General features: G+C 66.1%; 23 protein-coding genes and 1 tRNA gene. 12 read left to right on the top strand and 12 right to left on the bottom strand.

The features are described from left to right. Positions 1–41: 41 nt before the first annotated feature. Entirely contained in the window at positions 42–674 is a 633-nt protein-coding gene (locus tag ACTZWT_RS14045; protein ID WP_444770309.1) for a LysE family translocator, read from the top strand. Here ACTZWT_RS14045 and ACTZWT_RS14040 read toward each other — a convergent pair whose 3' ends face one another. Further along, a complete protein-coding gene (locus ACTZWT_RS14040; protein ID WP_444770284.1) occupies positions 675–1427 on the bottom strand; it encodes a sulfite exporter TauE/SafE family protein in 753 nt (250 codons plus the stop codon). It abuts the gene before it with no gap. Between the two features lie 47 nt (positions 1428–1474). After that, a complete protein-coding gene (locus ACTZWT_RS14035; protein WP_444770283.1) occupies positions 1475–1906 on the bottom strand; it encodes a VOC family protein in 432 nt (143 codons plus the stop codon). 65 nt (positions 1907–1971) lie between these two features. Between ACTZWT_RS14035 and ACTZWT_RS14030 the strand changes: the two genes are divergently transcribed. After that, the gene (locus ACTZWT_RS14030) at positions 1972–2562 is read left to right on the top strand and encodes a TetR/AcrR family transcriptional regulator (RefSeq protein WP_444770282.1); all 591 of its coding nucleotides are present in this window, start codon (positions 1972–1974) and stop codon (positions 2560–2562) included. Between the two features lie 135 nt (positions 2563–2697). Here ACTZWT_RS14030 and ACTZWT_RS14025 read toward each other — a convergent pair whose 3' ends face one another. Beyond that, positions 2698–3612: a LysR family transcriptional regulator gene (locus ACTZWT_RS14025; RefSeq protein ID WP_444770281.1), complete on the bottom strand. Its 915-nt coding sequence runs from the start codon at positions 3610–3612 to the stop codon at positions 2698–2700. Positions 3613–3708: 96 nt separating this feature from the next. Between ACTZWT_RS14025 and ACTZWT_RS14020 the strand changes: the two genes are divergently transcribed. After that, positions 3709–5079, top strand: coding sequence for a carboxymuconolactone decarboxylase family protein (locus tag ACTZWT_RS14020; RefSeq protein WP_444770280.1), 1371 nt, complete (start codon positions 3709–3711; stop codon positions 5077–5079). An 86-nt stretch (positions 5080–5165) separates the two neighbouring features. On the opposite strand, the gene hisN is transcribed toward ACTZWT_RS14020, so the two are convergent. Together hisN and ACTZWT_RS14010 are read right to left on the bottom strand one after the other, a co-directional pair. Then, positions 5166–5948 carry a histidinol-phosphatase gene (hisN, locus tag ACTZWT_RS14015; RefSeq protein ID WP_444770279.1) on the bottom strand — a complete coding sequence of 261 codons (783 nt, stop codon included), beginning with the start codon at positions 5946–5948 and terminating at the stop codon, positions 5166–5168. A gap of 567 nt (positions 5949–6515) precedes the next feature. After that, positions 6516–7403, bottom strand: coding sequence for an N-formylglutamate amidohydrolase (locus ACTZWT_RS14010; protein WP_444770278.1), 888 nt, complete (start codon positions 7401–7403; stop codon positions 6516–6518). Positions 7404–7689: 286 nt separating this feature from the next. Between ACTZWT_RS14010 and cpdR the strand changes: the two genes are divergently transcribed. Both cpdR and ACTZWT_RS14000 read left to right on the top strand, forming a co-directional pair. Then, on the top strand, positions 7690–8049 hold the full coding sequence (gene cpdR / locus ACTZWT_RS14005) for a cell cycle two-component system response regulator CpdR (protein WP_011443381.1): 360 nt from the start codon (positions 7690–7692) through the stop codon (positions 8047–8049). A 93-nt stretch (positions 8050–8142) separates the two neighbouring features. Continuing rightward, a tRNA-Val gene (locus ACTZWT_RS14000) sits at positions 8143–8217 on the top strand. 88 nt (positions 8218–8305) lie between these two features. On the opposite strand, the gene ACTZWT_RS13995 is transcribed toward ACTZWT_RS14000, so the two are convergent. Beyond that, positions 8306–8914, bottom strand: coding sequence for a TetR/AcrR family transcriptional regulator (locus ACTZWT_RS13995; protein WP_444770277.1), 609 nt, complete (start codon positions 8912–8914; stop codon positions 8306–8308). A gap of 218 nt (positions 8915–9132) precedes the next feature. Here ACTZWT_RS13995 and ACTZWT_RS13990 point away from each other — a divergent pair, with 218 nt between their 5' ends. From ACTZWT_RS13990 to ACTZWT_RS13970, 5 genes are all read left to right on the top strand, one after another. Next, positions 9133–9669: a 2Fe-2S iron-sulfur cluster-binding protein gene (locus ACTZWT_RS13990; protein WP_444770276.1), complete on the top strand. Its 537-nt coding sequence runs from the start codon at positions 9133–9135 to the stop codon at positions 9667–9669. After that, complete coding sequence (locus ACTZWT_RS13985) at positions 9666–10652, top strand: FAD binding domain-containing protein (protein WP_444770275.1); 987 nt, start codon at positions 9666–9668, stop codon at positions 10650–10652. The genes ACTZWT_RS13990 and ACTZWT_RS13985 overlap by 4 nt, the downstream gene beginning before the upstream one ends. A 50-nt stretch (positions 10653–10702) precedes the next feature. Beyond that, positions 10703–12982, top strand: a complete 2280-nt coding sequence (locus ACTZWT_RS13980; RefSeq protein WP_444770308.1) for a xanthine dehydrogenase family protein molybdopterin-binding subunit — start codon at positions 10703–10705, stop codon at positions 12980–12982. Between the two features lie 343 nt (positions 12983–13325). Then, a complete protein-coding gene (locus ACTZWT_RS13975) occupies positions 13326–14081 on the top strand; it encodes an ABC transporter ATP-binding protein (RefSeq protein WP_444770274.1) in 756 nt (251 codons plus the stop codon). Further along, positions 14078–15601: a permease gene (locus tag ACTZWT_RS13970; RefSeq protein ID WP_444770273.1), complete on the top strand. Its 1524-nt coding sequence runs from the start codon at positions 14078–14080 to the stop codon at positions 15599–15601. The genes ACTZWT_RS13975 and ACTZWT_RS13970 overlap by 4 nt, the downstream gene beginning before the upstream one ends. Here ACTZWT_RS13970 and ACTZWT_RS13965 read toward each other — a convergent pair. The 4 genes from ACTZWT_RS13965 to ACTZWT_RS13950 all read right to left on the bottom strand — a co-directional run bounded on the left by ACTZWT_RS13965 (position 15579) and on the right by ACTZWT_RS13950 (position 18451). Beyond that, positions 15579–15728, bottom strand: a complete 150-nt coding sequence (locus ACTZWT_RS13965; protein WP_444770272.1) for a hypothetical protein — start codon at positions 15726–15728, stop codon at positions 15579–15581. The two genes, ACTZWT_RS13970 and ACTZWT_RS13965, sit on opposite strands and share 23 nt — an antisense overlap. A gap of 163 nt (positions 15729–15891) precedes the next feature. Beyond that, positions 15892–16845 (bottom strand): DUF5996 family protein, encoded by a 954-nt coding sequence (locus ACTZWT_RS13960; RefSeq protein WP_444770271.1) that lies wholly within the window; start codon positions 16843–16845, stop codon positions 15892–15894. Positions 16846–16934: 89 nt separating this feature from the next. Beyond that, the gene (wrbA, locus tag ACTZWT_RS13955; protein WP_444770270.1) at positions 16935–17534 is read right to left on the bottom strand and encodes an NAD(P)H:quinone oxidoreductase; all 600 of its coding nucleotides are present in this window, start codon (positions 17532–17534) and stop codon (positions 16935–16937) included. A 218-nt stretch (positions 17535–17752) separates the two neighbouring features. Next, positions 17753–18451, bottom strand: coding sequence for a pirin family protein (locus ACTZWT_RS13950; RefSeq protein WP_444770269.1), 699 nt, complete (start codon positions 18449–18451; stop codon positions 17753–17755). A gap of 132 nt (positions 18452–18583) precedes the next feature. On the opposite strand from ACTZWT_RS13950, the gene ACTZWT_RS13945 reads away from it, so the two are divergent. Continuing rightward, positions 18584–19498 carry a LysR family transcriptional regulator gene (locus tag ACTZWT_RS13945; protein WP_444770268.1) on the top strand — a complete coding sequence of 305 codons (915 nt, stop codon included), beginning with the start codon at positions 18584–18586 and terminating at the stop codon, positions 19496–19498. A 23-nt stretch (positions 19499–19521) separates the two neighbouring features. Here the strand turns inward: ACTZWT_RS13945 and ACTZWT_RS13940 are convergent, their stop codons facing one another. After that, complete coding sequence (locus ACTZWT_RS13940; RefSeq protein WP_444770267.1) at positions 19522–20355, bottom strand: protein-disulfide reductase DsbD domain-containing protein; 834 nt, start codon at positions 20353–20355, stop codon at positions 19522–19524. Positions 20356–20489: 134 nt separating this feature from the next. Here ACTZWT_RS13940 and ACTZWT_RS13935 point away from each other — a divergent pair, with 134 nt between their 5' ends. Next, positions 20490–21146 carry a YqgE/AlgH family protein gene (locus ACTZWT_RS13935; RefSeq protein ID WP_444770266.1) on the top strand — a complete coding sequence of 219 codons (657 nt, stop codon included), beginning with the start codon at positions 20490–20492 and terminating at the stop codon, positions 21144–21146. 274 nt (positions 21147–21420) lie between these two features. On the opposite strand, the gene ACTZWT_RS13930 is transcribed toward ACTZWT_RS13935, so the two are convergent. Continuing rightward, a complete protein-coding gene (locus ACTZWT_RS13930) occupies positions 21421–24297 on the bottom strand; it encodes an EAL domain-containing protein (protein ID WP_444770265.1) in 2877 nt (958 codons plus the stop codon). Positions 24298–24400 lie beyond the last annotated feature (103 nt).

The raw sequence follows: 24400 nt of genomic DNA, 5'->3' as shown, positions 1-24400 counted from the left end.
TCGAGATCGACCGCCATTTCCCTTCGCGCAGGCACAAACGAATGCTCGGCATTCACGACTTCTGGCTGTTCGTCGCCTCCGGGCTGCTACTCAATGTCACGCCGGGGCCGGACACGGCGTTCATTGTCGGTCGCGGGCTGCAGTTCGGCTGGCGCGGCGGTGCGGCGGCGGCGCTCGGCGTCAGCGCCGGCTGCCTGGTGCATGTCACGGCTGCGGCGGTCGGGCTGTCGGCGCTGCTGATGGCCTCGACGCTGGCCTTCACCGCGGTCAAGCTGATCGGCGCCGCCTATCTGATCTGGCTCGGCATCGGCATGATGCTGTCGCGCGCCACCGGCTTTGCGGCGTCTGTCGATGCGCCGTCGCTGCGGCCCGCGCAGGTGTTCCGCCAGGGCATGCTGACCAACGCGCTCAATCCGAAAGTGGCGCTGTTCTTCCTCGCCTTCCTGCCGCAATTCGTCGATGCGGCGGCGCCGCACAAAGCGCTGGCGTTCCTGCTGCTCGGGCTGATCTTCGTCGCCAACGGCACGCTGTATTGCCTGGCGCTGGCGGCGTTCGCGGCGCGCGCCTCGGATCGGCTGCGCCGTTCGGGCAGGGTGCTGCAATGGATCAATCGCGGCCTCGGCGCGCTGTTCGTCGCGCTCGGCCTGCGCGTCGCGCTGATGCAGACGCGCTGATCAGCCGAGCATCCGCACCAGGGTCTCGGCGAACAGATAGCAGCCGAGCCCGGTGATCGAGATCAGGAACCAGCGCCGAAAGACATCCGGGTGCATCCGGTTGCGCACCGCCTGGCCGGCGAACATGCCGGCGAAGGCCGCGACCAGCGCGATTGCGCCCGGCAAAGCGGTGGCGACCGACAGCAGCCCGGCGTCGGTGAGGTTGAACGCCAGCGCCAGCGTCGCCGTGGTGAAGAACACGCCGAGGGCCTGCACCAGTTCGTTCTTCTCCATCCCGATCGCCTGCATGTAGGGCATCGACGGGATCACCTGGACCCCGGTCGCGGCCGAGACCACGCCGGTGACGATGCCGACCGGGCCACCGACCCATTTCTCGTAGGCGCGGGAGACGTGGAAGCGGGTTCGGCTGAGGCCGAGAATGCCGTAGATCACCAGCAGCACGCCGAGCACCAGCGTGCCGTAGCGCGCATAGGGGCCGGTCATCAGCCCGGAGCCGAGCCGGATGCCGATCACGGTGCCGAGCATCAGCGGCCACAGCCGGCGGATGATGTCGCGCAGATAGGGGCCCGCGAAGGTCTGCCAGATATTGGTGACGATCGCCGGCACGATCACGATCGCCAGCGCCTGCGCCGGCGGCATGATCACCGCGAGCAGGCCGATCGAGACGGTCGGCAGGCCGAGGCCGATGACTCCCTTGACGAAGCCGGCGAACGCGAACACTGCAGCGATGAGGAGAAGAAGCGGATCGGACACCGGCGCAAATTGGCCGATCGCGCTGGTCCGCACAAGTTGTGCTGTGCTTATGCCTGCGTTGCAGCGGCGCCTTCGGCATATTGGGCTGCGTAGTCCGCATTCGGCGGAATCGGCTTGATGATGTCGATCAGCACGCCGTTCGGGTCCGCGGTGATGAAATGCCGCTGGCCGAAATCCTCGTCGCGCAGCGCCAGCAGGATCGGCAGCCCGGCCGCCTGCAGCCGGGCATATTCGGCGTCCGGATCGGCGACCTCGAAATTCAGGATCAGGCCGGAGACCCGGCCACGGCCGGCCTCGGGCACGGTGGCGTGCTGGCCATCGAGCACGGCCAGATTGATGCCCGGGTCATTGGCCGACTGCAGGTGCACGTACCAGTCGGATTCGAACAGCGGCCTGAAGCCGAAATGCGCGGTGTAGAACGCCGCGGTGCCGCTGACGTCCGGCGTCATGATCACGGGGTAAAAACTGCTCGCCTGCATCGCCTTCCCTCCCTGACCGGATAAAGATACGCTGTGCATGTTTTAATAACATACAGGCTGTATGTATGCTAGCGACCAAGCGACGCACCAATCCGGCGCGCTCCAGCACGACTCGGTCGGCGCTGATCGCGGCCGCGCGTGAGGCTTTCATCGCGCGCGGTTATTCCGGGACCGGCACGCCGGATCTGGTCGAGGCCGCAGGCGTGACGCGCGGCGCGCTGTATCATCACTTCGTCGACAAGCAGGCGCTGTTCCGGGCGGTGATCGAGGCCGAATCCGCTGCAGTGGCGGCAGAGATCGAGACTGTGCCGATGGACGGTTCGCCGATCGCAGCGCTGATCGCCGGCGGCGAAGCCTATCTGACGGCGATGGCCGTGCCCGGCCGCACCCGGCTGTTGCTGATCGAGGCGCCGGCGGTGCTCGGCCGCGCCGAGGTCGACGCGATCGATGCCCGCCACGGCGTGCGGACGTTGCGCGAGGGCGTGCAGGCCGCGATCGAGGCCGGTGCGATCAAGCCGCTGCCGGTCGAGGCTACGGCGCAGTTCCTGGGAGCCGCCTACGACCGCGCCGCGCTTGCGATCGCGGGCGGCGCCGACTGCGGCGAGTGCAGCGCCGCGCTCAGGGCGATGATCGAAGGTCTTGCCGCACGACAGTGACCGAACGCCCCCGCGCTCAACTCATGCGTTGAGCAGCTTCATCAACGCGAGTCGGTTGAAGGGGTGTCGGAAGGATGCTCGGTTCGATCTCGACCGCGTTGGCCGAGAGCGCAGATGGAGACTCTCATAGCCCCCTCAAACCCCTTGACCGACTTCACTGAGCGCCCGTCGTAGCCATTGATGCCCTGGGTCGGCATCGTGTCGTGCGTGCCAGACCTGCACCACGCGGAATGGAGGAATCTCCAGTGGTGGCGGGAAAAGCCGGAGCGGTAGCCGCCCGGCCAACGGTGCGAACAGACGACTGGGTTCTGTCGCCACGAGGTCGGAGGCATCGACCAGCAAAGGCGCCATCAAGAAGTGGCCGACCGTCACCACGACATTTCTTTTCAATCCTCTCTCGGTGAGCACAGCATCGACATAGCCGCTCGGATTGCCCTTCGTCGAAACCTGAAGATGGCGAAGCGAGAGGTAGCGGTCGAGGTCAAGCCTTTCGTCCAGATGAGGGTGATCGCGACGGCCGGCGCAGATGAAGTCCTCTTCGTAGAGGAGTTCTTCGCGCATATGGCTCGGCGGCTGAGGGAAGTTGCCTGCGATGAGTTCGACCGCGCCGTCGTCCAGCATCGGTAAGCCAACGCTGCGGCTCGTGTTGCGGATCACCAGAGAAACGCCTGGTGCTTCGTGATCGAGCCGTGCAGTCAGACGTGGCAGAAGCACGAAAGCAGCATAATCGGACAGACCGAGGACGAATTGCCGAGTGCTTTCGGTCGGATCGAACGCGCGCCCGCCAAGCAGGACGCCCTCAACCTGTTCAAGGATGGACCGCACACGTGGTGCGATCTCCTGAGCCAGCGGCGTCGGCATCATGCCGCGTGGTGACCGGACGAACAGGGGGTCTCCGAACAGAGCCCGGAGGCGATTGAGCGAATGGCTGACCGCCGGCTGCGTCAGCCCAATTCGCTCGGCCGCGCGCGTCGCGTGCCGTTCTGCCACGAGGGTATCAAAGACGACCAGCAGATTGAGATCGACGTTGGCAATATGAATCTTCTTCATCGCGATAATCCTAATAATGAATTGGATTTATCTCAACCGTCTCCGCATGATCCAGCGCCGATGAAAGCGGGCCGATAGCAGCGATGGAGAACGTGAGTGCCAGATTCCGAGACCGACAACAGGGAAAATGCCAGCTCTCGCCGAGGCTTCATCGAAACGGCCTTCCTTGCAGCCGGCTCTTTCTCCATCAGCCGGAGTGCCCAAGCCATGACCCCTGAAACTCGAGAGGCCCCTGAAACTCATGAGGATCGGTTTTCACGCGGCCTGGCGATACTCCGCCGGATCGGAGGCCAGGACTTCGATGGGCCGATAAATGCTCTGGCGGAAACCTCCGCGGACCTTTCACGCTTCACCGTCGAATACCCCTACGGCGACGTGCTATCCCGCCCGGGGCTTGATCTGCCGTCAAGGCAGCTCTGCACCGTCTCGATGCTGCTGGCAGACGGCAGCGCCCAACCGCAACTGAAGTTTCATATAGCGGGCTTTCTCAATGCGGGCGGCGAGCCCCGGGCGATCGTCGAACTACTCTTCGTAGCGGTCGCGATCCTGGGCTTTCCAGCAACGATCAATGCCGTCGGCATCGTTCGTTCGGTATTCGCCGAGCGAGAGCTGAAGTTTCAGCCCATCGCGCCTGAGACAGGCGATGGAGCGGATCGCGGATCGACCGGACGGGACACGCTCGCCCGGCTTGCTGGCGGCGATGGGCAGGACTACTTCGATCGCTTTGCCGCCGCCGCTCCCGACCTCGCGCAGCTTTCGATCGATTTTGCGTTCGGAGAGGCGCTGTCCCGTGATGGGCTGGAGCTCAGATCAAAGCTGCTCGCGATTGTTGCGATGCTCGCCTCCAGCGGCAATCGCAACGATGCGCTCCGCCTTCATCTGGCCGGCGCGCTCGCCCATGGCGTCACGCGCGAAGAGCTCATCGAGCTTCTCATCCAACTCAGCGTCTACCGTGGATTTCCCGCGGCGCTGAACGCATTCTCGGTGGCCCGGAGCGTCTTCGCACGCGGCGTTCAGCCGCTTCAGGTCGACATGCCTACGCCCGTCGATGCGGAGAGTCGGACGGATCGGTTGGAGCGGGGGAAGGCTCTGCTTGCGAAAAGCTCGGCCGCATCGGGCGATGCTGTGGTCCGCAGCTTTGACGATATCGCACCGGACCTCGGGCGCATGATCGTCGAACATGCCTATGGCGAGGTTTTCTCCCGCCAGGGCATCGATCTGAAAACTCGCGAACTCAGCACCTGCGCGGCTTTGGCGGCCATCGGTTCGGCTACAACGGAAACCCCCTTGCGCGTCCACATCAACGCCGCCTTGAACGCTGGTGCGAGCCGGGAAGAGATCATCGAGACGCTGGTCAATCTCGTCGCCTACAACGGCTACCCCGCCACACAGCAGGCGATCCGCATCGCAGCGGAAGAGTTCGCCAAGAACCCGCTGTCGCGGCCGCGCAAGGAAGCAAGTGAATGATCGATCGACGTTGTGATCGAGGCCGGCATCCTGCAAGCTGGCGGCGACCGCGCAACTGTTGATGCGCGGCATCCGCGCGCATCGCCTCAGGCGTTCAACAATTTCATCGCCGCTTCATGCACCCGCTTGTCGCCGGCGGCGACGATGCGGCCGCCGTTCTGCGCCGGCTGGCCTTCCCAGGTGGTGATGATGCCGCCGGCGCCGGTGATGATCGGGATCAGCGCCGCGACGTCATAGGGCTTCAGCTCGGTCTCGATCACCAGATCGAGCTGCCCCGCTGCCAGCATGCAATAGGAGTAACAGTCGCCGCCGAACCGGGTCAGCCGGGTCTCGGCCTGCACCCGCTCGAAGGTGGCGCGATCGGTGTCGTTCATCAGCAGCGGCGAGGTGGTGAACAGCGTCGCGTCCTTCAGCGTCGCGCAGCGCCGCACCGTGAGCCTGCGTTCGCCGGACGGGCCCTTGTACGATGCCGAACCGTTGTCGCCCCAGAAACGTTCGCCGATGAAGGGCTGATGCATCATGCCGTACACCGGCGTGCCCTTGTGCAGCAGTGCGATCAGCGTGCCCCACACCGGAAAGCCGGCGATGAAGGATTTGGTGCCGTCGATCGGGTCCAGCACCCAGACATAATCGGCGTCTTCGCGTTCGTTGCCGAATTCCTCGCCGACGATGCCGTGCTGCGGGAAGCTGCCCTTGATCAGCCGGCGCATCACCGCCTCGCCGGCACGGTCGGCCTCGGTCACCGGATCGAAGTCACGCCCCGGCTGCTTGTTGTCGATCGTCAGCGACGTGCGGAAGAACGGCAGGATGGTGTCGCCGGACGAGGTCGCGAGGCGTCCGATAAAGGCGGCGAAATCGATGACCGTCACGGGCGATCCTTGTCAGTCTGGGGTTACACTGCACGAGGCCCTAGGCTTGCCTGAAACCCCGCCCGTCCGCCTCACTTATTATGGCGCATGATGCGCGGTCCAGAGGCTGAACCATCCGTGAAAGCGTCATTCACATTTTTCGGATGACGTTGCGATCGGTTCGTTTGGTTTCGGCCGGGCGACGAGGGTTGCACCGGGAACCTCGGCTTTTTTGTCGCAGCCGAAGCCCGGGAATCGATTTCATCTCATTGATTTGGCTCAAATAATTCGAACGTCCCCCGGTGCGTATCTGGTGCTCTGACATGCGTTTTTTGCATGGAAAACGGCTCAAAAACACTTGCGCTTTGTGCGCCGCGGTCGCATATTGTTGCGGTGCGGTAGCGCCTTGCGCTATCGCTGCCCTCCTTGGGCGTTTCCTCCCTAGACTTGGGCCGCTTGCTATCGCAAGCGGCCCTTTTTTCTTTTGCGGCCCGCTTGGCTGTCAGGTGTTCTTGTCAGCGACGTGTCGGAGGCCCGCGCAATGTTCGGCGCGTCAGCGTGCGTTGCGACGCTTGGCGCATGATGCTGCTATTCGGCTGCAGCCTGGAACGGCCCGAGATCGGCGAGCGGAATCGTCGCGAGTGCATCGGCCAGCACCGTGAAATCCTCGGCCACCCGGTGGAAGCGCTCGGCGCGCTGGCGCAGCCGCTCGTCCATATAGATTGCGCGGTTGAGTTCGACCTGCACGGCGTGCAGGCCGTTCGACGGGTTGCCGTAATGCTCGGTGATGAAGCCGCCCGCATAGGGTTTGTTGCGGCCGACCGAATAGCCCCGCGCCGCCATCGTCTCTTCGACCACGCTGGCGATCAGCGGCGCGCAGCTGGTGCCGTAGCGATCGCCGATCACCACGTCGGGCCGCCGCGGCTCGTCGCGGGCGACGCCGACCGACGGCATCGAATGGCAATCCACCAGAATCACCGTGCCCCAGGTCTGGTGGGCCTTGTTGATCAGCCGGCGCAGCGCGCGGTGATACGGCTTGTACAGCGTCTCGATCCGGCCGAGCGCGTCGTCGACCGGAATCCGCTCGCGATAGATCTCCTGGCCGTCGCCGACCACGCGGGGAATTGTGCCCAGCCCGCCGGCGACCCGCATCGAGCGGGTATTGGCGAAGCTCGGCAGCCGGCCGTGGAACATCCGCGGATCGAGCTCGTAAGGCTCGCGATTGACGTCGATATAGGACCGCGGAAAATGCACCCGGGCCACCGGGAACCCATGGTCGTACAGGTGGTCGATCAGCTCGTCCATGAACGAATCTTCGGAGCGCCGCAGCGCCTCGAGGTCGATCCGGGATGTGTTGAGGAAGGCGTTCGGATACACCGAACCGGAATGCGGCGAATTGAAAATGATCGGAGCGCGCCAGACCGCCGGCTCGGCGATCTCGAACGCGGGCGAGAATTCATCGTCGAACCCGGTCATCGTTGTCCGTCGTCCGTCAAATCCGCTGACCTCCGGCTTGCCCCAACCTTGCGATGATGTCTCGGCGAGATTGTCGGCGTTCGCCCCGGCGGTGCCAAGCAAAATCATTCCAAGTTGGGTCTAATGGCCGCCGCCGCGAAAAGTGCCTCGAATGTTGCTTCCCGTGGTGATCGGGCGCAGGATTGATCCGATCTGCGACCCCCCGCGGCGGAAATTTCACCCGAAATTTACCAACACCGCGTCTAACTGAATCGCAGTTCTCCCGTCCGGATCAAAGCCAGCAGCCATGCACAAGATTCTCCTCGCCGAAGACGACAACGACATGCGCCGGTTCCTGGTCAAGGCGCTGGAAAACGCCGGATTCCAGGTGTCCTCCTTCGACAACGGCATGTCGGCCTATCAGCGGCTGCGCGAGGAGCCGTTTGAAATGCTGCTTACCGACATCGTGATGCCGGAGATGGACGGCATCGAACTGGCGCGCCGCGCCTCGGAGCTCGATCCGGACATCAAGATCATGTTCATCACCGGGTTTGCCGCGGTTGCGCTGAATTCCGATTCGGAAGCGCCGAAAAACGCCAAGGTTCTGTCCAAGCCTGTGCATCTGCGGGAATTGGTCAGCGAAGTGAACAAGATGCTGGCCGCCTGATCGCGGTCCGAAATCCCCGCTGAATCCTGCTTTGGTGTCCTTGCCTGTCTGGCGCGAAGCCGATATAGGGACGCCACCCGTACAGCCGACCAAGGGCGCGTAGCTCAGCGGGAGAGCACCTCGTTGACATCGAGGGGGTCACAGGTTCGATCCCTGTCGCGCCCACCATCCTTCGCCGGATAGGCCCAATCTCCTGAAGCCTTCCACCGAAGCCTTCCCCGCCGAAGTCATTCCCCGCCGAAGTCTCCCCACTGATCTATTTGCCGGGCCGGGTCTCGCGTCCGGCGCCGTAGCGCAGCCCGTCGATCAGCAGCGCGACCATGCGGCTTGTATGGTCCGGATCGCAGCCGGGTGCCGAGGTGCAGAGCTGCGCCACCGCCTTCAGCAGATCGAACGGCTCGATGTCGCGCCGGATTTCGCCGGCCGCGCCGGCCGCATCCAGCAGCGACTGCAGCGCCGGGCGTAGTCGCTGCTCGAAATAGGCCGGCAGGCTGTCATAGGCCGGGTCGCCCGAATACAGCGCCGCGGCGAGCCCGCGCTTGGTGGCCACGAAGTCGACATAGCGCTGCATCCAGAGGCTGAGCGCTTCGAACGGCGCATGCGAGGCGGCCAGCTCCGCGGCCGCCTCCGCGCAGGCATCGACCCCGTTGCGAAACACCGCCACGATCAGATCCGAGCGCTGCGGAAAATGGCGGTACAGCGTGGCGACGCCGACGCCGGCCTTCTCGGCGATCTCGCGCACCGGGGCATCCACGCCCGAGGTGGCGAACACAGCCAGCGCCGCGTCGAGCAGCGTCTTCAGATTGCGCTGCGCATCCGCGCGGACCCGCCGCGGCGTGCCTTTCGGCGGCGGCTTTTCGGACACAAGAATACCTCTTGATAAACGGAACAACGTTCCGTATAAGGAGCTGCCGGTCCGTTATCTCACATCGATGCCTGCCGGGCTACGCAGCATCGGTGCCAGCAACCCAGGCCCAGAACCAATAAGCCGCTTCGCGGTTAGCGCTTTCTCCGTCCCGTGCAGCGATGCGGCGGATGCCGCCGTTTGCGCTTTTGTACCAAAACATCCTCGAAGGAGACCACATGACCGCCGATCGAAGTGCTGCATCAGCCGGATCGATCCGGATCAATGGAGTCGACTGCGCCATTCCCTCCGATCCCCGCGTGTCCCTGCTCGATCTGCTGCGCGAGACGCTGCATCTGCACGGCACCAAGAAGGGCTGCAATCAGGGCGCCTGCGGCGCCTGCACCGTGCTGGTCGACGGCGAACGCATCGTCTCGTGCCTGACGCTCGCCGTGCAATATGCCGGGCGCAACGTCACCACCATCGAAGGCCTCGCCGACCAACACGGGCTGCATCCGCTGCAGCAGGCGTTCATCGAGCATGACGGTTTTCAATGCGGCTACTGCACGCCGGGCCAGATCTGCTCTGCAATCGGCATGGCGTCCGAACTGAAGCGCGGCGTGCCGAGCCACGTCACCCATGATCTTGCCGACGACAATATCCCGCTCACCCATGACGAAGTGCGCGAGCGGATGAGCGGCAATCTGTGCCGCTGCGGCGCGCATAACGGCATCATCGATGCCATCAGCGAAACCTATGCGGAGGCGGCGGAATGACTCCTTTCGATTATTCCCGGGCGGTCGACGTCGCCGAGGCGCTGCGGATCGGCGCCGGCGTGCAGACCAAATTTCTCGGCGGCGGCACCAATCTCATCGACCTGATGCGCGAGACGATCGAGCGCCCGACCGCGCTGGTCGACATCACTGGTCTGCCGGCGGATATCACCGAGCGCGCTGATGGCGGTCTGCTGATCGGCGCCGCGGTGCGCAACACCGCGCTCGCCGAGCATCGTGCGGTGCGCACCCGCTATCCGGTGCTGTCGCGCGCGATCCTGGCGGGCGCCTCGGCGCAGATCCGCAACATGGCGACGGTCGGCGGCAACCTGCTGCAGCGGACCCGGTGCACCTATTTCTACGACGACGCCGGCTCGCGCTGTAACAAGCGCCATCCGGGCCAGGGCTGCGATGCGATCGACGGATTCAACCGCAACCACGCCATCCTCGGCGCATCGAAGTCCTGCGTCGCGACGCATCCGTCCGATATGAGCGTCGCGCTCGCGGCGCTCGATGCGGTGGTGCATGTCCAGGGCAATGGCGGCGAACGCTCACTGCCGCTGGTCGAACTGCATCGTCTGCCGGGCGATCGACCCGACCTCGAGACGATGCTGCAGCCCGGCGAACTGATCACCGCGATCGAACTGCCGGCGCAGAAGATCGCGGCGCGCTCGACCTACCGCAAGGTCCGCGATCGGTCGAGCTACGCGTTCGCGCTGGTGTCGGTCGCGGCCGCGCTCGACGTCGAGGGCAATACGATCAAGGACGTGCGGCTCGCGCTCGGCGGTGTCGCCCACAAGCCGTGGCGTGCTCATAAGGCCGAGCAGGCGCTGCGCGGCCGCGAGCCCGACGCGGAGACGTTCCGCGCCGCCGCCGAGGCGGAACTCGCCGACGCCGTGCCGCTTCGCGACAACGCCTTCAAGATCGAGCTGGCGAAACGCACCATCACCGCCGTTCTCGACGAACTTGCAGGAGCAGCCCGATGAGCATCGTCAACGAAGCCAAACAGGCCGTGCGCGGCGCCGTGCAGGATGTGATGGAGAAGGCCGTCGCGCTTGCGCCGGATAGCTGGATGCCGGGCGGCGAGCCTGATCCGCTGAGCCGCGCCAAGCACGGCTCGATCGGCGCGTCGGTGCCGCGGATCGACGGCCCGCTGAAGGTTCGCGGCGCTGCGCCGTTCGCGGCGGAGTTCGCGCTCGACGGCATGCTCTATGCCGCGCTGATGTTCAGTACCGTCCCGAAGGGCCGGATCGCGACGCTCAGCACGACGCAGGCAGAGCAAGCGCCCGGCGTCGTGCTGGTGATGACCCATCACAACGCGCCGCGGATGGCGCCGATGCCGCTGTTCATGACCGCCGAGAAGGCCGGCGGCGGCGACAATCTGCCAATCATGCAGGACGACCGCATCCACTGGAACGGCCAGCCGATCGCATTGGTGCTGGCGGAAACGCAGGAGCAGGCCGATCACGCGATCTCGCTGATCCGCGCCACCTACGAGGCCGAGCCGGCGGTGACCAGCTTCGGCACCGCGAAGGCCAGAGGCACCGAGCCCGGCCTGTTCATGGGGCAGCCGCTCAAGGCCGAGAAGGGCGATGCCGAAGCCGCGCTCGCCAAGGCGCCGGTCCGGGTCGATTGCCGCTATTCGACGCCGCGGCACAATCACAATGCGATCGAGCCGCACGCCGCGACGGTGGCGTGGGTCGGCGACAGGCTGATCGTCCACGACGCCTCGCAGGCGGTGTCGCATACCGCGTGGTCGCTCGGCAAAGTGTTCGGCATTGCCGAGGAGCAGGTCCACGTCACCTCGCCGTTCGTCGGCGGCGGCTTCGGCGGCAAGTGCCTGTGGCAGCACCAGGTGCTGGGCGCCGCGGCGTCGAAGCTCGCCGGCCGGCCGGTGCGGATCGCGCTGTCGCGCGAGGGCGTGTACCGGCTGATCGGCGGTCGCACCCTGACCGAGCAGCGTTTCGCCATCGGCGCCGATCCCGACGGCCGGTTCGTCTCGCTGATCCACACCGGCACGGTTGCGACCGCGCGGCAGAATGCGTTTCCCGAGCCGTTCATCCTGCCGACGATGAGTAGTTACGGTTCGCCGAACATCAAACTCGACGTCGAGGCGGTCAATCTCGACATGCTCGCCAACACCTTCATGCGGGCGCCGGGCGAAGCGGTCGGCACCTTCGCGATGGAGTCGGCGATCGACGAAATGGCGGTGGCGCTCGGCATGGACCCGGTCGAACTGCGCATCCTGAACCAGCCGGAAGAGGATCCGCTGAAGGGCACGCCGTTCTCGGCCCGCCACATCGCCGAGGCCTGGCGCGCCGGCGCGGAGCGCTTCGGCTGGTCGAAGCGCAACCCGACCGCCGCCAGCGTTCGCGACGGCGAGTGGCTGGTCGGCATCGGCTGCGCCACCGCGACCTATCCGTATCACCGGATGCCGGGCGGCGCGGCGCGGATCACGCTGACCCGCGACGGCGCCGCCCGGATCGAAATCGCCGCGCACGAAATGGGGATGGGCACCGCCACCGCCCACACCCAGGTCGTCGCCGAACGCCTCGGCCTGTCGCGCGATCAGGTGAACTTCGCCTATGGCGACTCGCTGATGCCCGGCGTCGTGCTCGCCGGCGGCTCGCAGCAGACCGCCTCGATTGGCGCCTCGGTGATCGCCGCGCATCACGTGCTGATCGCGGAACTGCTCAAGCTCGCCGGTAACGACTCGCCGCTGGCGGGCCTCAGCGCCGACGAGGTCGGCACGGTGAATGGCGGCCTCGCCAAGCTCGACGATCCGTCGCGGCACGAGAGCTACGTCTCGGTCCTCACCCGGTCGGGCCGCGATCACGTCACGGTCGACGGCAGCGCCTCGGCGCCGCTCGAGACCATGCACTGGTCGATGCATTCGTTCGGCGCGCTGTTCTGCGAGGTCGGGGTCAACAGCGTCACCGGCGAAGTCCGTGTCCGGCGTTTCCTCGGCTCGTATGATTGCGGCCGCATCCTCAACCCGAAGACCGCGGCGAGCCAGTTCCGTGGCGGCATCATCATGGGCCTCGGGCTGGCGCTGATGGAGGAGACGCAGTTCGACGAACGCAACGGCCGCGTGATGAATCCGAGTCTGGCCGAGTATCACGTCCCGGTGCATCTCGACGTGCCGGCGATCGACGTGATCTGGACCGACATCCCGGATCCGCGCGCCCCGATGGGCGCCCGCGGCATCGGCGAGATCGGCATCACCGGCGTCGGCGCCGCGGTCGCCAACGCCGTGTTCAACGCCACCGGCAAGCGTATCCGCGACCTGCCGATCACGCTCGACAAGCTGATGTGAGGCAGCGCAGCTGCTTGGTTGAAACGATCTGCTGCTTGCCAGATGCACTGCCCCTCATCCTGAGAGCCTGACTCAAAATGAGAGCAACAAGATCAGACACTTAAGTTCGTCATTGCGAGGAGCGAAGCGACGAAGCAATCCAGACTCTTGTGCTCGGCGCACTGGATTGCTTCGCTTCGCTCGCAATGACGGGGATAGAGCGTTGATTTGGCGGCCTGCATTTCCAGTCGCCACCCCGGTCCAATGGCCTCCCTCGCGGAGGCCGTTGCGGTTTCCGGACGCGGATTCATCGCGGCGAAACTTCTGGCCTCCATGCTGTGGGCGCGATAGCGACGGGGGTCACATGACCGGATCGACCGGCAGTGCGCTGGAATTGCGGGGGCTTTACAAGGCATACGACCGCCCGGCGGTGGACCGGCTCGACCTCACGGTGCGGGCCGGCGAGTTCTATGCACTGCTCGGCCCCAACGGCGCCGGCAAGACCACCACGTTGCGGATGGTCGCGGGGCTGCTGAAGCCCGACGCCGGGTCGATCAGCGTGCTCGGCATCGACGCGCTCAAGGACCCGGTCGCGGCCAAGCAGATCACGGCCTGGGTCTCCGACGAGCCGATGATCTACGACAAGCTGACGCCGCTGGAATATCTCGCTTTCGTCGCCGGCCTGTGGGGCTGCGATCCGGACGTGGCCGAGGCGTCCGCGAACCGGCTGCTCGACGAGCTCGGCCTCGGCGCGCACATCCACCAGCGCTGCGAAGGGTTTTCCAAGGGCATGCGGCAGAAGGTGGCGCTGGCTGGTGCGCTGGTGCACGAGCCGCGGCTGATCATCCTCGACGAGCCGTTGACCGGCCTCGATGCGGTGTCGGCGCGCCGCGTCAAGGAGATCCTGCAGGATCGGGTGCGCGCCGGCGCCACCGTGATCATGACCACGCACATTCTCGAAGTCGCCGAGCGGATGGCGGACCGGATCGGCGTCATTGTCGCAGGAAGGCTGGTCGCCGAAGGCACGCTCACGGAGCTGCGCTGCCAGATCGGCGAGGGCGATTCCAGCCTCGAAGACATCTTCGTCGCGCTGGTCAGTGGCGAAGCGGCGGCGGCATGAGCGCGGCGACGCTCGCAGGCTTCGCGCGTCACGATGTCAGGCTGGCCTGGCGCGACTTCGCCGCGATGATGAGCGCCGGCCGTCGCGCCCGCGCCCGCACCATCGTGCTGGCGCTGATCGTGTTCGCGGCGATCCTGCATCTGCCGGCCTGGGCGATGGTCGGCGGCTATGCGGGCCTGACGCAGGACGCAGACCGCGCCAGCCTGATCGTGATCACCGCGACGGTGGCGCTGGGCTGGCTGCTGATGCTGTCGCAGGCGATCGAGTCGGTGACGCGGGTGTTCTACGCCCGCGCCGATCTCGATCTGATCATGTCGTCCCCGGTGCCGCTCGAACGCGTGTTCTCGGTGCGGATGGGGGCGATCGCGCTGACCGTCACCGCGATGGCGCTGCTGTTCGCCGCCCCGGTGATCGACGTGCTGGCGCTCGGCGGCGGCGCGCATTGGCTGGGCGCGTTCGGCGTCGTCGCGGCGGTCGGCATCTCGGCATCGGCGATGGCGATCCTGCTCGCCGTCGCGCTGTTCCGGCTGATCGGGCCGCGGCGGACGCGGCTGGCGGCGCAGATCATGTCGGTGGTGATCGGCGCCGGCTTCGTGATCGGGCTGCAGGTCGCGGCGATCCTGTCGACCGGGACGCTGTCGCGGTTCACGCTGCTGACCTCGGATGCTGTTGCGGCCTGGGCCCCGGCGATGAGCAGCGTGCTGTGGTGGCCGGCGCGGGCGGTGCTCGGGGACGGCATTGCGCTCGCGGCGTTGCTCGGCGCCAGCCTGGCGCTGCTCGGGCTGGTGATGATCGTGGTCGCGCCGATGCTCGGCGACCTGGTGGTCAACGCCGCCAGCGTCGCTGTGACGACGCGCAAGGGCAGGGGCACGCCGTTCCGCGGCCGCTCGCGGCAGCAGGCGCTGCGGATCAAGGAGTTCGTCCTGCTGCGGCGCGACCCCTGGCTGGTGTCGCAATCGCTGCTGCAATTGCTCTATCTGATCCCGCCGGCGCTGCTGCTGTGGCGCAGCTTTTCGGACAGTTCGAGCGCTGTCGTGCTGATCACGCCGGTGATCGTGATGGCGGCAGGGCAGCTCGCTGGCGGGCTGGCGTGGCTGACGATTTCCGGCGAGGACGCGCCGGATCTGGTCGCGACCGCGCCGTTGCCGGCCTCGGCGGTGATGCGGGCACGGATCGAGGTGGTGCTGATGGTGATCGCGATCGTGGTGACGCCGCTGCTGCTGCCGCTGGCCTGGCTGTCGCCGCGGCAGGCGCTGGTCACCGCCGCGGGATGCGCGATCGCGGCGGCGTCGGCGACCGCGATCCAGCTCTGGTTCCGGGTGCAGGCGCGGCGCAGCCAGTTCCGCCGCCGTCAGACCTCGTCGCGGATCGCGACCTTCGCCGAAGCCTTCGTCTCGATCGGATGGGCGGCGACCGCGGCGCTGGCGCTGACGATTCCGTTGTTCGCGCTGATCTCGGCCGCCTTCACGCTCGGCATGCTGGCGCTGACCTCGATGTTCAGTCCGCGTCGGGCGGCGTGACGCCGGTGCAATCGCGGCACCGTCGCTTGCCGTGAGTGGCGATGTCGAGGCTCTTGCAGACCAGCCGCCTGGCCATCGCCTGCAACGGGCTGCGGGCGAGTTGAAGCATGAAATACATCTCAATCATCAGTCCATCTCCGAAGGTCGTTCGCAGATGGCAACGGCGGGCGGTGAGTAAAAGTGCCGCAGCCAGCGCATCAGCCATGCAAAAGTAGATGCATCTGCATGAAACAGGCGCGACGTCACTCGGCGGCGTGACGGGCGTCGCCGATGGCGCCGCCCATCGACGATCACGTCAACCGGCGAGGGACGCCGGCGCGTCCGAGCGAATCCTCGAGCGTGGCACGATCCCAATTCCCTGAATCGGCCGCCGCGTCATAGGTGCTCTGAAGGAAGTCGAGCAGCGCCTGGTCCGGGTCCTGCGCGGTGCGGACCGCGTCGTAGGGCAGGACGAATTCGCCGAGCTTCTCATCGTAGAACGCCTCCGCCGGCCGCACTTTCGCCGCGCGAAAACCCTCCGGCGCCGGATAGGCGTAGGAGTAGAACGCCGGATAATCGAGGCCGGCGCCGGGCCAGAAGCCTGCGCTGCTGACCTCGTGCGAATAGGCCTCCTGCGCGATCTCGTCGGCGAGATAAGGCACCCCGCCCGGATGCAGCGGCGCCGTTCGTCCGGAAAACCGGGTCACGGCGAGATCGAAACTGCCCCAGAAGAAATGCACCGGGCTGGCTTTGCCGAGAAAGCCGGTGCGGAACTGTTTGAAGACGCGATCGATCTGTACCAGCGCCTGAAAGAACCGCCGGACCGCGTCACGATCGTAGCTGGCATGGACGCGGTCTTCAGAGAACCGCAGCGGCGACGGCAATTCGCACGGCCACTCGTCGATACTGACGTCGATTTCGAGGTCGGCGAGCGCGGCCATCACCGCCGCGTAGAACTCGGCGACCGGCTGCGGCGCCAGCTCCAGCCGGCGCGTGTCGCCATCGCTGGTAGTGATGATCAGCGCGTGGTCGATGAAGTCGAAGTCGATCTGGAACGTGCGCGCACCGTCCGGGATCGGCGAGGTCGTCAGCCCGCGCGTGGTGAGATAGAGCCCGATGTGCCAGGAGTGATTCTGCCATGGCGTATTGGCGAGCCGGATCTTGCCGACGATCTGAGTCCACAGGTGTAGTGTCTCGCTGGTCGCACGCCAGTCCGGATAGGGCAGAGCGGGCCACGCTTCGACTTTGATCGGTGTTTCAGCCATCTGGGGTTCCTCCGTCGCATCCTGTTTGTGGAACTGAGGGCGAGGCGCCGTGGCGGCGCCTCGCGATCCTGGACGACAATTAACTCGGATCAGCCGTGCAGCTTGATCGCGGTCTCGGCGATGGTCTTGCCCTGATAGCGCGCGCCGGCGAGTTCGTTGGCGCTCGGCTGCCGCGAGCCGTCGCCGCCGGCGATCGTGGTTGCGCCATAGGGCGAGCCGCCGGTGATTTCGTCGAGCGTCATCTGGCCGGCGAAGCCGTAATTCATGCCGACCACCACCATGCCGAAATGCAGCAGGTTGGTGATGATCGAGAACAGCGTCGTCTCCTGGCCGCCGTGCTGGGTCGCGGTCGAGGTGAAGGCGCCGCCGACCTTGCCGTTCAGCGCGCCCTTCGCCCACAGGCCGCCGGCCTGATCGAGGAAATTGGACATCTGCGACGCCATCCGGCCGAACCGGGTGCCGACGCCGATGACGATCGCGTCGTAATTGGCGAGGTCGTCGATGGTGGCGACCGGCGCGGCCTGATCGAGCTTGTAGTGCGACGCCTTGGCGACGTCCGGCGGCACCAGCTCGGGCACGCGCTTGATATCGACGGTTGCGCCGGTCTCGCGCGCGCCCTCGGCGACCGCATTCGCCATCGTCTCGATGTGGCCGTAAGCCGAGTAGTAAAGAACAAGTACCTTCGCCATGGGAATCTTCCTTGAGTGGGGATTGTGGTAATGAGGTGATCGGTGGGGTCGAGTTATTAGTTAGCCGTCATGGCCGGGCTTGACCCGGCCATCCATCCCCTTCGCAAGGACTCTTCCGAAGAGAGATGGATGCGCGGGTCAAGCTCGCGCATGACGCCTGTGGGAGGCAGCGACGCCACGCCAACGCACGGCGTCGCTTCTGGTTTGCGGCTGCAGCCTTACGCCGCGTCGACCAGCACCAGTTCGGCGTCCTCGAGCGCGGTGATGGTCAGCCTCGACTCGTCGCGGATCGCGGCGCCGTCGCGGGCACCGACCCGCACGCCGTTGACCTCGACGCTGCCGGCCGCCGGCACCAGATACAGATGCCTGGTCTTGTCGGCGGCATATTCGGCGGTTTCGCCGGCCTTCAGCGTGGTCGCCAGCACCCGCGCATCGGCCCGGATCGGCAGCGCGTCATTGTCGCCCTTGATGCCCGAGGCGATGGTCACGAGCTTGCCGGAGCGGTCGGACTTCGGAAATGGCTTCGAGCCCCAGGTCGGCTGGCCGCCGCCTTGCGCCGGCTCGATCCAGATCTGGAAGATCCGGGTGGTGTCGGGCTCCAGATTGTATTCCGAGTGCCGAACGCCGGAGCCCGCGCTCATCACCTGGACGTCACCGGCTTCGGTGCGGCCGCGGTTGCCGAGCGAGTCCTCGTGGGTGATGGCGCCGTCGCGGACATAGGTGATGATCTCCATGTCGCGATGCGGATGCGGCGGGAAGCCGGTATTCGGCGCGATCTCGTCGTCGTTCCAGACCCGCAGGGACCCGTGACCCATGTTGTTGGGGTCATAATAGCTCGCGAACGAGAAGTGATGCCGCGCCTTGAGCCAGCCGTGGTCGGCGCCGCCGAGCTTGTCGAAGGGACGAAGTTCGATCATGGGAAATCTCCCGGTGTGGCGCCGGTATCTGGCGCCGGTGAAGTGATTGGTGTCTGGATAGTCCTTCGCTTGCATCCAAGAAATAGAAATGATTGAAACTCATTGTTTCCAAAAATGCACTCCGAGGCGCCGATGACCAAGCTGCCGGATTTCGAAGCGCTGGCGATTTTCGCCAAGGTCGCCGAATTGCGATCCTTTGCGGCCACGGCGACCGAGCTGGCGCTGTCCAAGGCGACGGTGTCGAAGGCGGTGACCCGGCTCGAGGCCCGGCTCGGCGCCCGGCTGTTCAACCGCACCTCGCGCCGGCTGGCGCTGACCGACGCCGGCACCCGCCTGGCCGAGCGCGCCGCGCAATTGCTGGCCGACGGCGAGGCGGCGGAGAGCGAGGCGCTGGCGCAGTCGGCGGCGCCGCGCGGCCTGGTGCGGCTGGCGGTGCCGATGACGTTCGGCGTCAAGGTGATCGCGCCGCTGCTGCCGGATTTCCTCGCCGCCTATCCGGGAGTCTCGATCGACCTGCATCTGGCGGATGCGATGGTCGATCTGATCGGCGAGGGCTTCGACGCCGGCGTGCGGATCGCCTCATTGCCGGATTCCTCGCTGGTGGCGCGGCGGCTGTGCGCGATGCCGCGCTACACGGTGGCATCGAAGGCCTATCTGGCGCAGCACGGCCGCCCGACCCACCCGATGCATCTCGCCGAGCATCGCTGCTTCGGCTACGCCTATCTGTCGACGCCGAATGTCTGGACCTACACCAATGCGGCAGGCGAACAGGCGTCGGTGCGGCCGTCCGGTCCGCTGCGGGTCAACAACGGCGAGGCGCTGCTGCCCGCGGTCCTCGCCGGGCTCGGCATCGCCGATCTGCCGGAGTTCATCGTCGGCGACGCCATCGCTGCCGGCGACGTCGAGGTGATCCTGGAAGGCTGGCACCAGCGCGAGGGCTCGGTGCATCTGGTGATGCCGCCCGGCGGGCCGCGGCCGGCGCGGGTCGAGGTGCTGGCGGCGTTCTTCGCCGACCGGCTGGCGCAGAAGCGCCGCCCGCCGCGCTGAACGCCTCGCGACGCGCGACCGCCTCAGTTCAGGTTGACGTTGAACTCGTAGGATTTTTCGGGTCCCACCAGCGTGAATTTGAGCGCTGCGCCCTCCGCATGGGCGCCGGGCGGCAGACCTTCGAGCGGAAACATGAAGCGTTGCACGCCTTCGGGCGCATTCGGACTCCGTTTCGGGATCGGCAGCGCCCAGTCCGGCGTCGGGCCTTCGACGAACAGGCTCACCTTGCTTTCCGCCGGCGCGGCGACGTCGACCCACACTTCGGTGTCGCCACGCATCACGACGTCGCGGATCGTCACCGGATTCGGATCGCCGACATTGGCCGGGACCGGCACGGTATCGATCGCCGCGGCGAGCGCGCCGTCCTGGGTGCTGGCGACGTTGTTGAATGCGAGTTCGGGACTGGCCTCGACCGGGATGCACAGCTTCTCGCACACCGCGTAGCTGATCGCGGCGCGCAGCGTCACCGGCTTGTCGGCATTCTTCGCCACAATGCGGAGCGGCAGGACGACATGCGACTGGTAGCCGAGCGAGGTGCCGCCTGCGCCGTCGGGAAACGCCGTCGGCGCCGGCCACAGGATCGTCACTGCCTCGACGTTGTCGGATTTCGAGAAATCGAACCGCGGTGGCACGCCGGAGTCGCCCGGGGTGCGCCAATAGGTTTTCCAGCCCGGCTGCAACTGGAAAGCAATGCCACCCAGCAGCACCGCGCCACTGCGCGATCCTGCGAGCAGCCGCACTGCGGAGTACGATTCACTGATCCACGGCGAGGCGTCGTCGGCGCGAACGCCGCCCGCCGTGGCGACGATCAGGAGAGCGGAGAGCAGGACTGAACGGAGCGGAACGATTGCGGTCATGTGACGTATTTACGCACTCGGACCACGAAGAACCACTGAATAGGCTGTGATTTCGTGCACGTCCTGCGGCGACTGGTTGATTGACAGGATTGGCACCCAATATCAGGATAATGGCGCAACGCGAGGATCCCCTGATGGCGACTAAGTCCAAAAGACCCAAGTCAGGCGAAATGTCAGGCCACGAGCCCGGCGACGCGGGGACGAGCGATCTGGGCAACTATCTCGACGGCCAGTTGCTGATCGCGATGCCGGTGATGGAAGACGAGCGCTTCGCCCGGTCGGTGATCTACATCTGCGCGCATTCGTCGGAAGGCGCGATGGGCATCATCGTCAATCGCCCTGCCGGCAGCATCGATTTTCCCGAATTGCTGGTGCAACTCGACATCGTCGAGAAGCCCGAGCAGATCAAGCTTCCGGATCATGCCGAGTCCATGAAGGTGTTGCGGGGAGGGCCGGTCGAGACCGGCCGGGGCTTCGTGCTTCATTCCAGCGACTTCTTCATCAAGGACGCCACCCTGCCGATCGATGACGGCATTTCTCTGACCGCGACCGTCGATATCCTGAAGGCGATCGCCAGCGGCGCCGGGCCGAAACACGCCATCCTCGCGCTCGGCTATGCCGGCTGGGCGCCGGGCCAGCTCGAGACCGAGATCCAGGACAATGGCTGGCTGCATTGCGACGCCGACGCCGACCTGGTGTTCGGCAACGACATTGAAGAGAAATACGACCGCGCGCTGCACAAGCTCGGCATCGAGCCGGGGATGCTGTCGGCCGAAGCGGGACACGCGTAGTTCGCGTTTCGCCTAAGGTGGCACCGTGTAGGGTGGGCAAAGCGCAGCGTGCCCACCACTCCCGAACGCATGTCGCCGAGCACGCTCGCACGGCACGCGTGGGCACGGCGCTCCACGCCCTTGCCCACCCTACAACTGTGTCACAACAACTTGCCGTCATACGCGGGCTTGACCCGCGTATCCATCTTCTCGAGCACAATGCTTGTCACGAACGATGATGGATTGCCGGGTCAAGCCCGGCAATGACGCACCAGGGGCTGCAGCTACGCGCAGCTCAGCTCGCGGCTTCCAGCCGTTCTTCGGTCAGCAGCCGCATCGCGGCGTCGGCGTCCATCGGCTCGCCGAAGGCGAAGCCCTGGGCGTATTCGCAGCCGAGCTGATACAATTCCACCGCGTCCGAATCCGTTTCCGCGCCTTCTGCAACGACGTCCATGCCGAGGTCGTGCGCCAGCGCGATGATCGATTTCAGGATCACCGGGCGGGTGCCGCGGCTGGTGGTGCGGACGAAGGACTGGTCGATCTTGATGGTGTCGAACGGGAACCGCTGCAGATAGCTCAGCGATGAATGGCCGGTGCCGAAATCGTCCAGCGACAGGCCGGTGCCGAGCTCGCGGATCCGCGTCAGCATCTGGGCGGCGTGCTCCGGATTCTCCATCACCAGCGATTCGGTGAGTTCGAGCTTCAGCGTGCCGCGGGCGATCGAGGAGCGCGACAGCACGGTGCGGATGTCGTGCAGCAGGTCGTGGCGCAGCAATTGCCGCGACGACACGTTGACGCTGGCGAAGATCGGCTCGCGCGAGCGCATCGCGCGCTGCCAGATCGCGAGCTGCTTGGCGGTCTGGTCCATCACGAACATGCCGAGTTCGACGATCAGGCCGATCTCCTCGGCGATAGCGATGAATTCGGAGGGCGCCATCCGCCCGAGCTTGGGATGGTCCCAGCGCGCCAGCGCCTCGAAGCCGGCGACGGAGCGATCCTCCAGCCGGACGATCGGCTGATACAGGATGGTGATTTCCTGGCGTTCGATGGCGCGGCGCAGTTCGGATTCCAGCGTCAGCCGGTCCGACTTCCGCGCCCGCATCGCCGGCTTGTAGACGTCGATGCGGTCGCCGCCGATCCGCTTGGAGTGATACATCGCCAGCTCGGCGTCCTTGATGATCTCGTCGGAGAGCTGGGTCTGCGGGTCGGAGAGTGCGAGGCCGATCGAGGCGGTGAGGAAGATCTCGCGGTCGTTGAAGGCGATCGGCGCCTTGATGGTCTTGCGGATGGTCTCGGCGAAGGCGGTGATTTTGGCGGGATCCTGCTCCGACAGCAGGATCAGGCCGAACTGGTCGCCGGCGATCCGCGCCAGCGTATCCTGCGGCTTGAGGATGCGGGTGAGCCGTCGCGCCAATGTCAGCAGGATGGAATCGCCGACCGCGATGCCGACGGAATCGTTGACCTGCTTGAAGCGGTCGAGGTCGATCACCATCAGGGTCGGCCGCAGGTTCGGCATCGTCTTGGCGAAATTCGCCACCGCGCCGAGCCGGTCCATGAACAGCTTGCGGTTGGGCAGGCCGGTGAGATTGTCGTGCACCGAATCGTGCAGCATCCGCTCTTCGGCGTTCTTGGCCTCGGTGACGTCGGTCAGCGTCCCGACCACGCGGGTGACTTCGCCGTCGGCGCCGACCACCGGCCGCGCCTTCAGGGCGAACCACATGAAGTGCCCGTCCGGCGTGCGCAGCCGGAAGTGCTGGGTCAGCCGGCCGCGGCGCTGGTCGAGCACCGAGTCGAGCGCGGCGCGAAAGCGGTCCTGATCGAGCGGGTGCAGCACTTCGAGCCAGGTCGCGGCCGAGCCTTCCAGCGCGCCGCGCTTGAGCCCCAGCAGCGCCTCGGTCTCCGGGCTGGTGAACACCTTGTCGGCGGAGACGTCCCAGTCCCAGATCAGGTCGCCGGAGCCGATCAACGCCAGCGCCCGGCGCTCGACGTCCGAGACCACGCCGCCGGTCGCGCCCGAGCCCGCGAAGGCGTGCTGCATCACCGTGAAGCCGATCAGCATCACGATCAGCACCAGGCCGCCGAGCAGCGCCGGGCCGACGATGTCGTTGGTCACCGAGCCCGCCACCGCCATGCCGGAAGCGATCACCCAGATCACCAGCAGGAACCAGGTCGGGATCAGCAGCACCGCGCGATCGAAGCCGTGGGTCGACAGATACACCACCAGCCCGAAGCCCGCGAAGGCGATCAGCACCAGCGACATCCGGGCGATGCCGGAGGCGACCGCGGGATCGAACAGCGCCAGCGCCACCAGCGAGCCGAGGAAGGCGAGCCAGCCCAGCGTGATGTGCGAGTAGCGCACGTGCCAGCGGCTGAGATTGAGATAGGCGAACAGGAACACCAGCAGCGTCGCCGCGAGGATCGCTTCGCCGGAGGCGCGCCACACCCGCTCGGCGCCCGCCGACATGTCGAACACCTTGCTCCAGAACCCGAAGTCGATGCCGATATAGACCAGCACCGCCCACGCCAGCGCCGCCGCGGCCGGGAACATGATGCTGCCCTTGACCACGAACAGGATCGTCAGCACCAGCGCCAGCAGGCCCGAAATGCCGATCACGATGCCCTGGTACAGCGTGAACGAGTTGACCTTGTCCTTGTAGGCCTCGGGCTCCCACAGATAGAGCTGCGGCAGCTTGTCGGTGCGTAGTTCGGCGACGAAGGTGATCACCGAGCCGGGGTCGAGCGTGACGCGGAAGATGTCGGCGGTGCCGGAGTCCTGCCGCTCGGGGCGGTCGCCGGTCGACGGCGTGATGGTGGCGATCCGCGACAGGCCGAGATCGGGCCAGAACAGCCCGGACGCCACCATGCGATAATGCGGCGCGACGATCAGGCGGTCGAGCTGATCGTCGGTGTTGTTGGCGAGCGCGAACACCACCCAGTTCTGTCCGCCCTCGCGGGCGCGAACCTCGACGCGGCGGACGATGCCGTCACTGCCCGGCGCGGTGGAGATCTGGATGCGGTCGGTGTCGCTGCGCTGATGGTCGAGCACGCCGGTGAGGTCGATCGCGGGCGCGTCGCTGCGGACGCTGACAGCGTCGAGCGCATGTGCCTGCGGGGCGGCCGCGATCATCATCAAGCCGAGCGCCAGAAGCGCAAGGCGTCGGATCAGACGCAAGTCAGTTCTCCGCGTTCACACCGGCCTGGAAGCGCGGCCCCCGCGCGCATCCGACGACGGATAAATGACATGAAATCCGGAGAAAACATAGGCATATCAACCG

The organism is Rhodopseudomonas sp. NSM (genome assembly GCF_052445935.1).
In the GTDB taxonomy this organism is placed as follows: Bacteria; Pseudomonadota; Alphaproteobacteria; order Rhizobiales; family Xanthobacteraceae; genus Rhodopseudomonas.
Note: the sequence above shows the minus strand (reverse complement) of the source record. Positions and strands in the feature narration are given on the sequence as shown.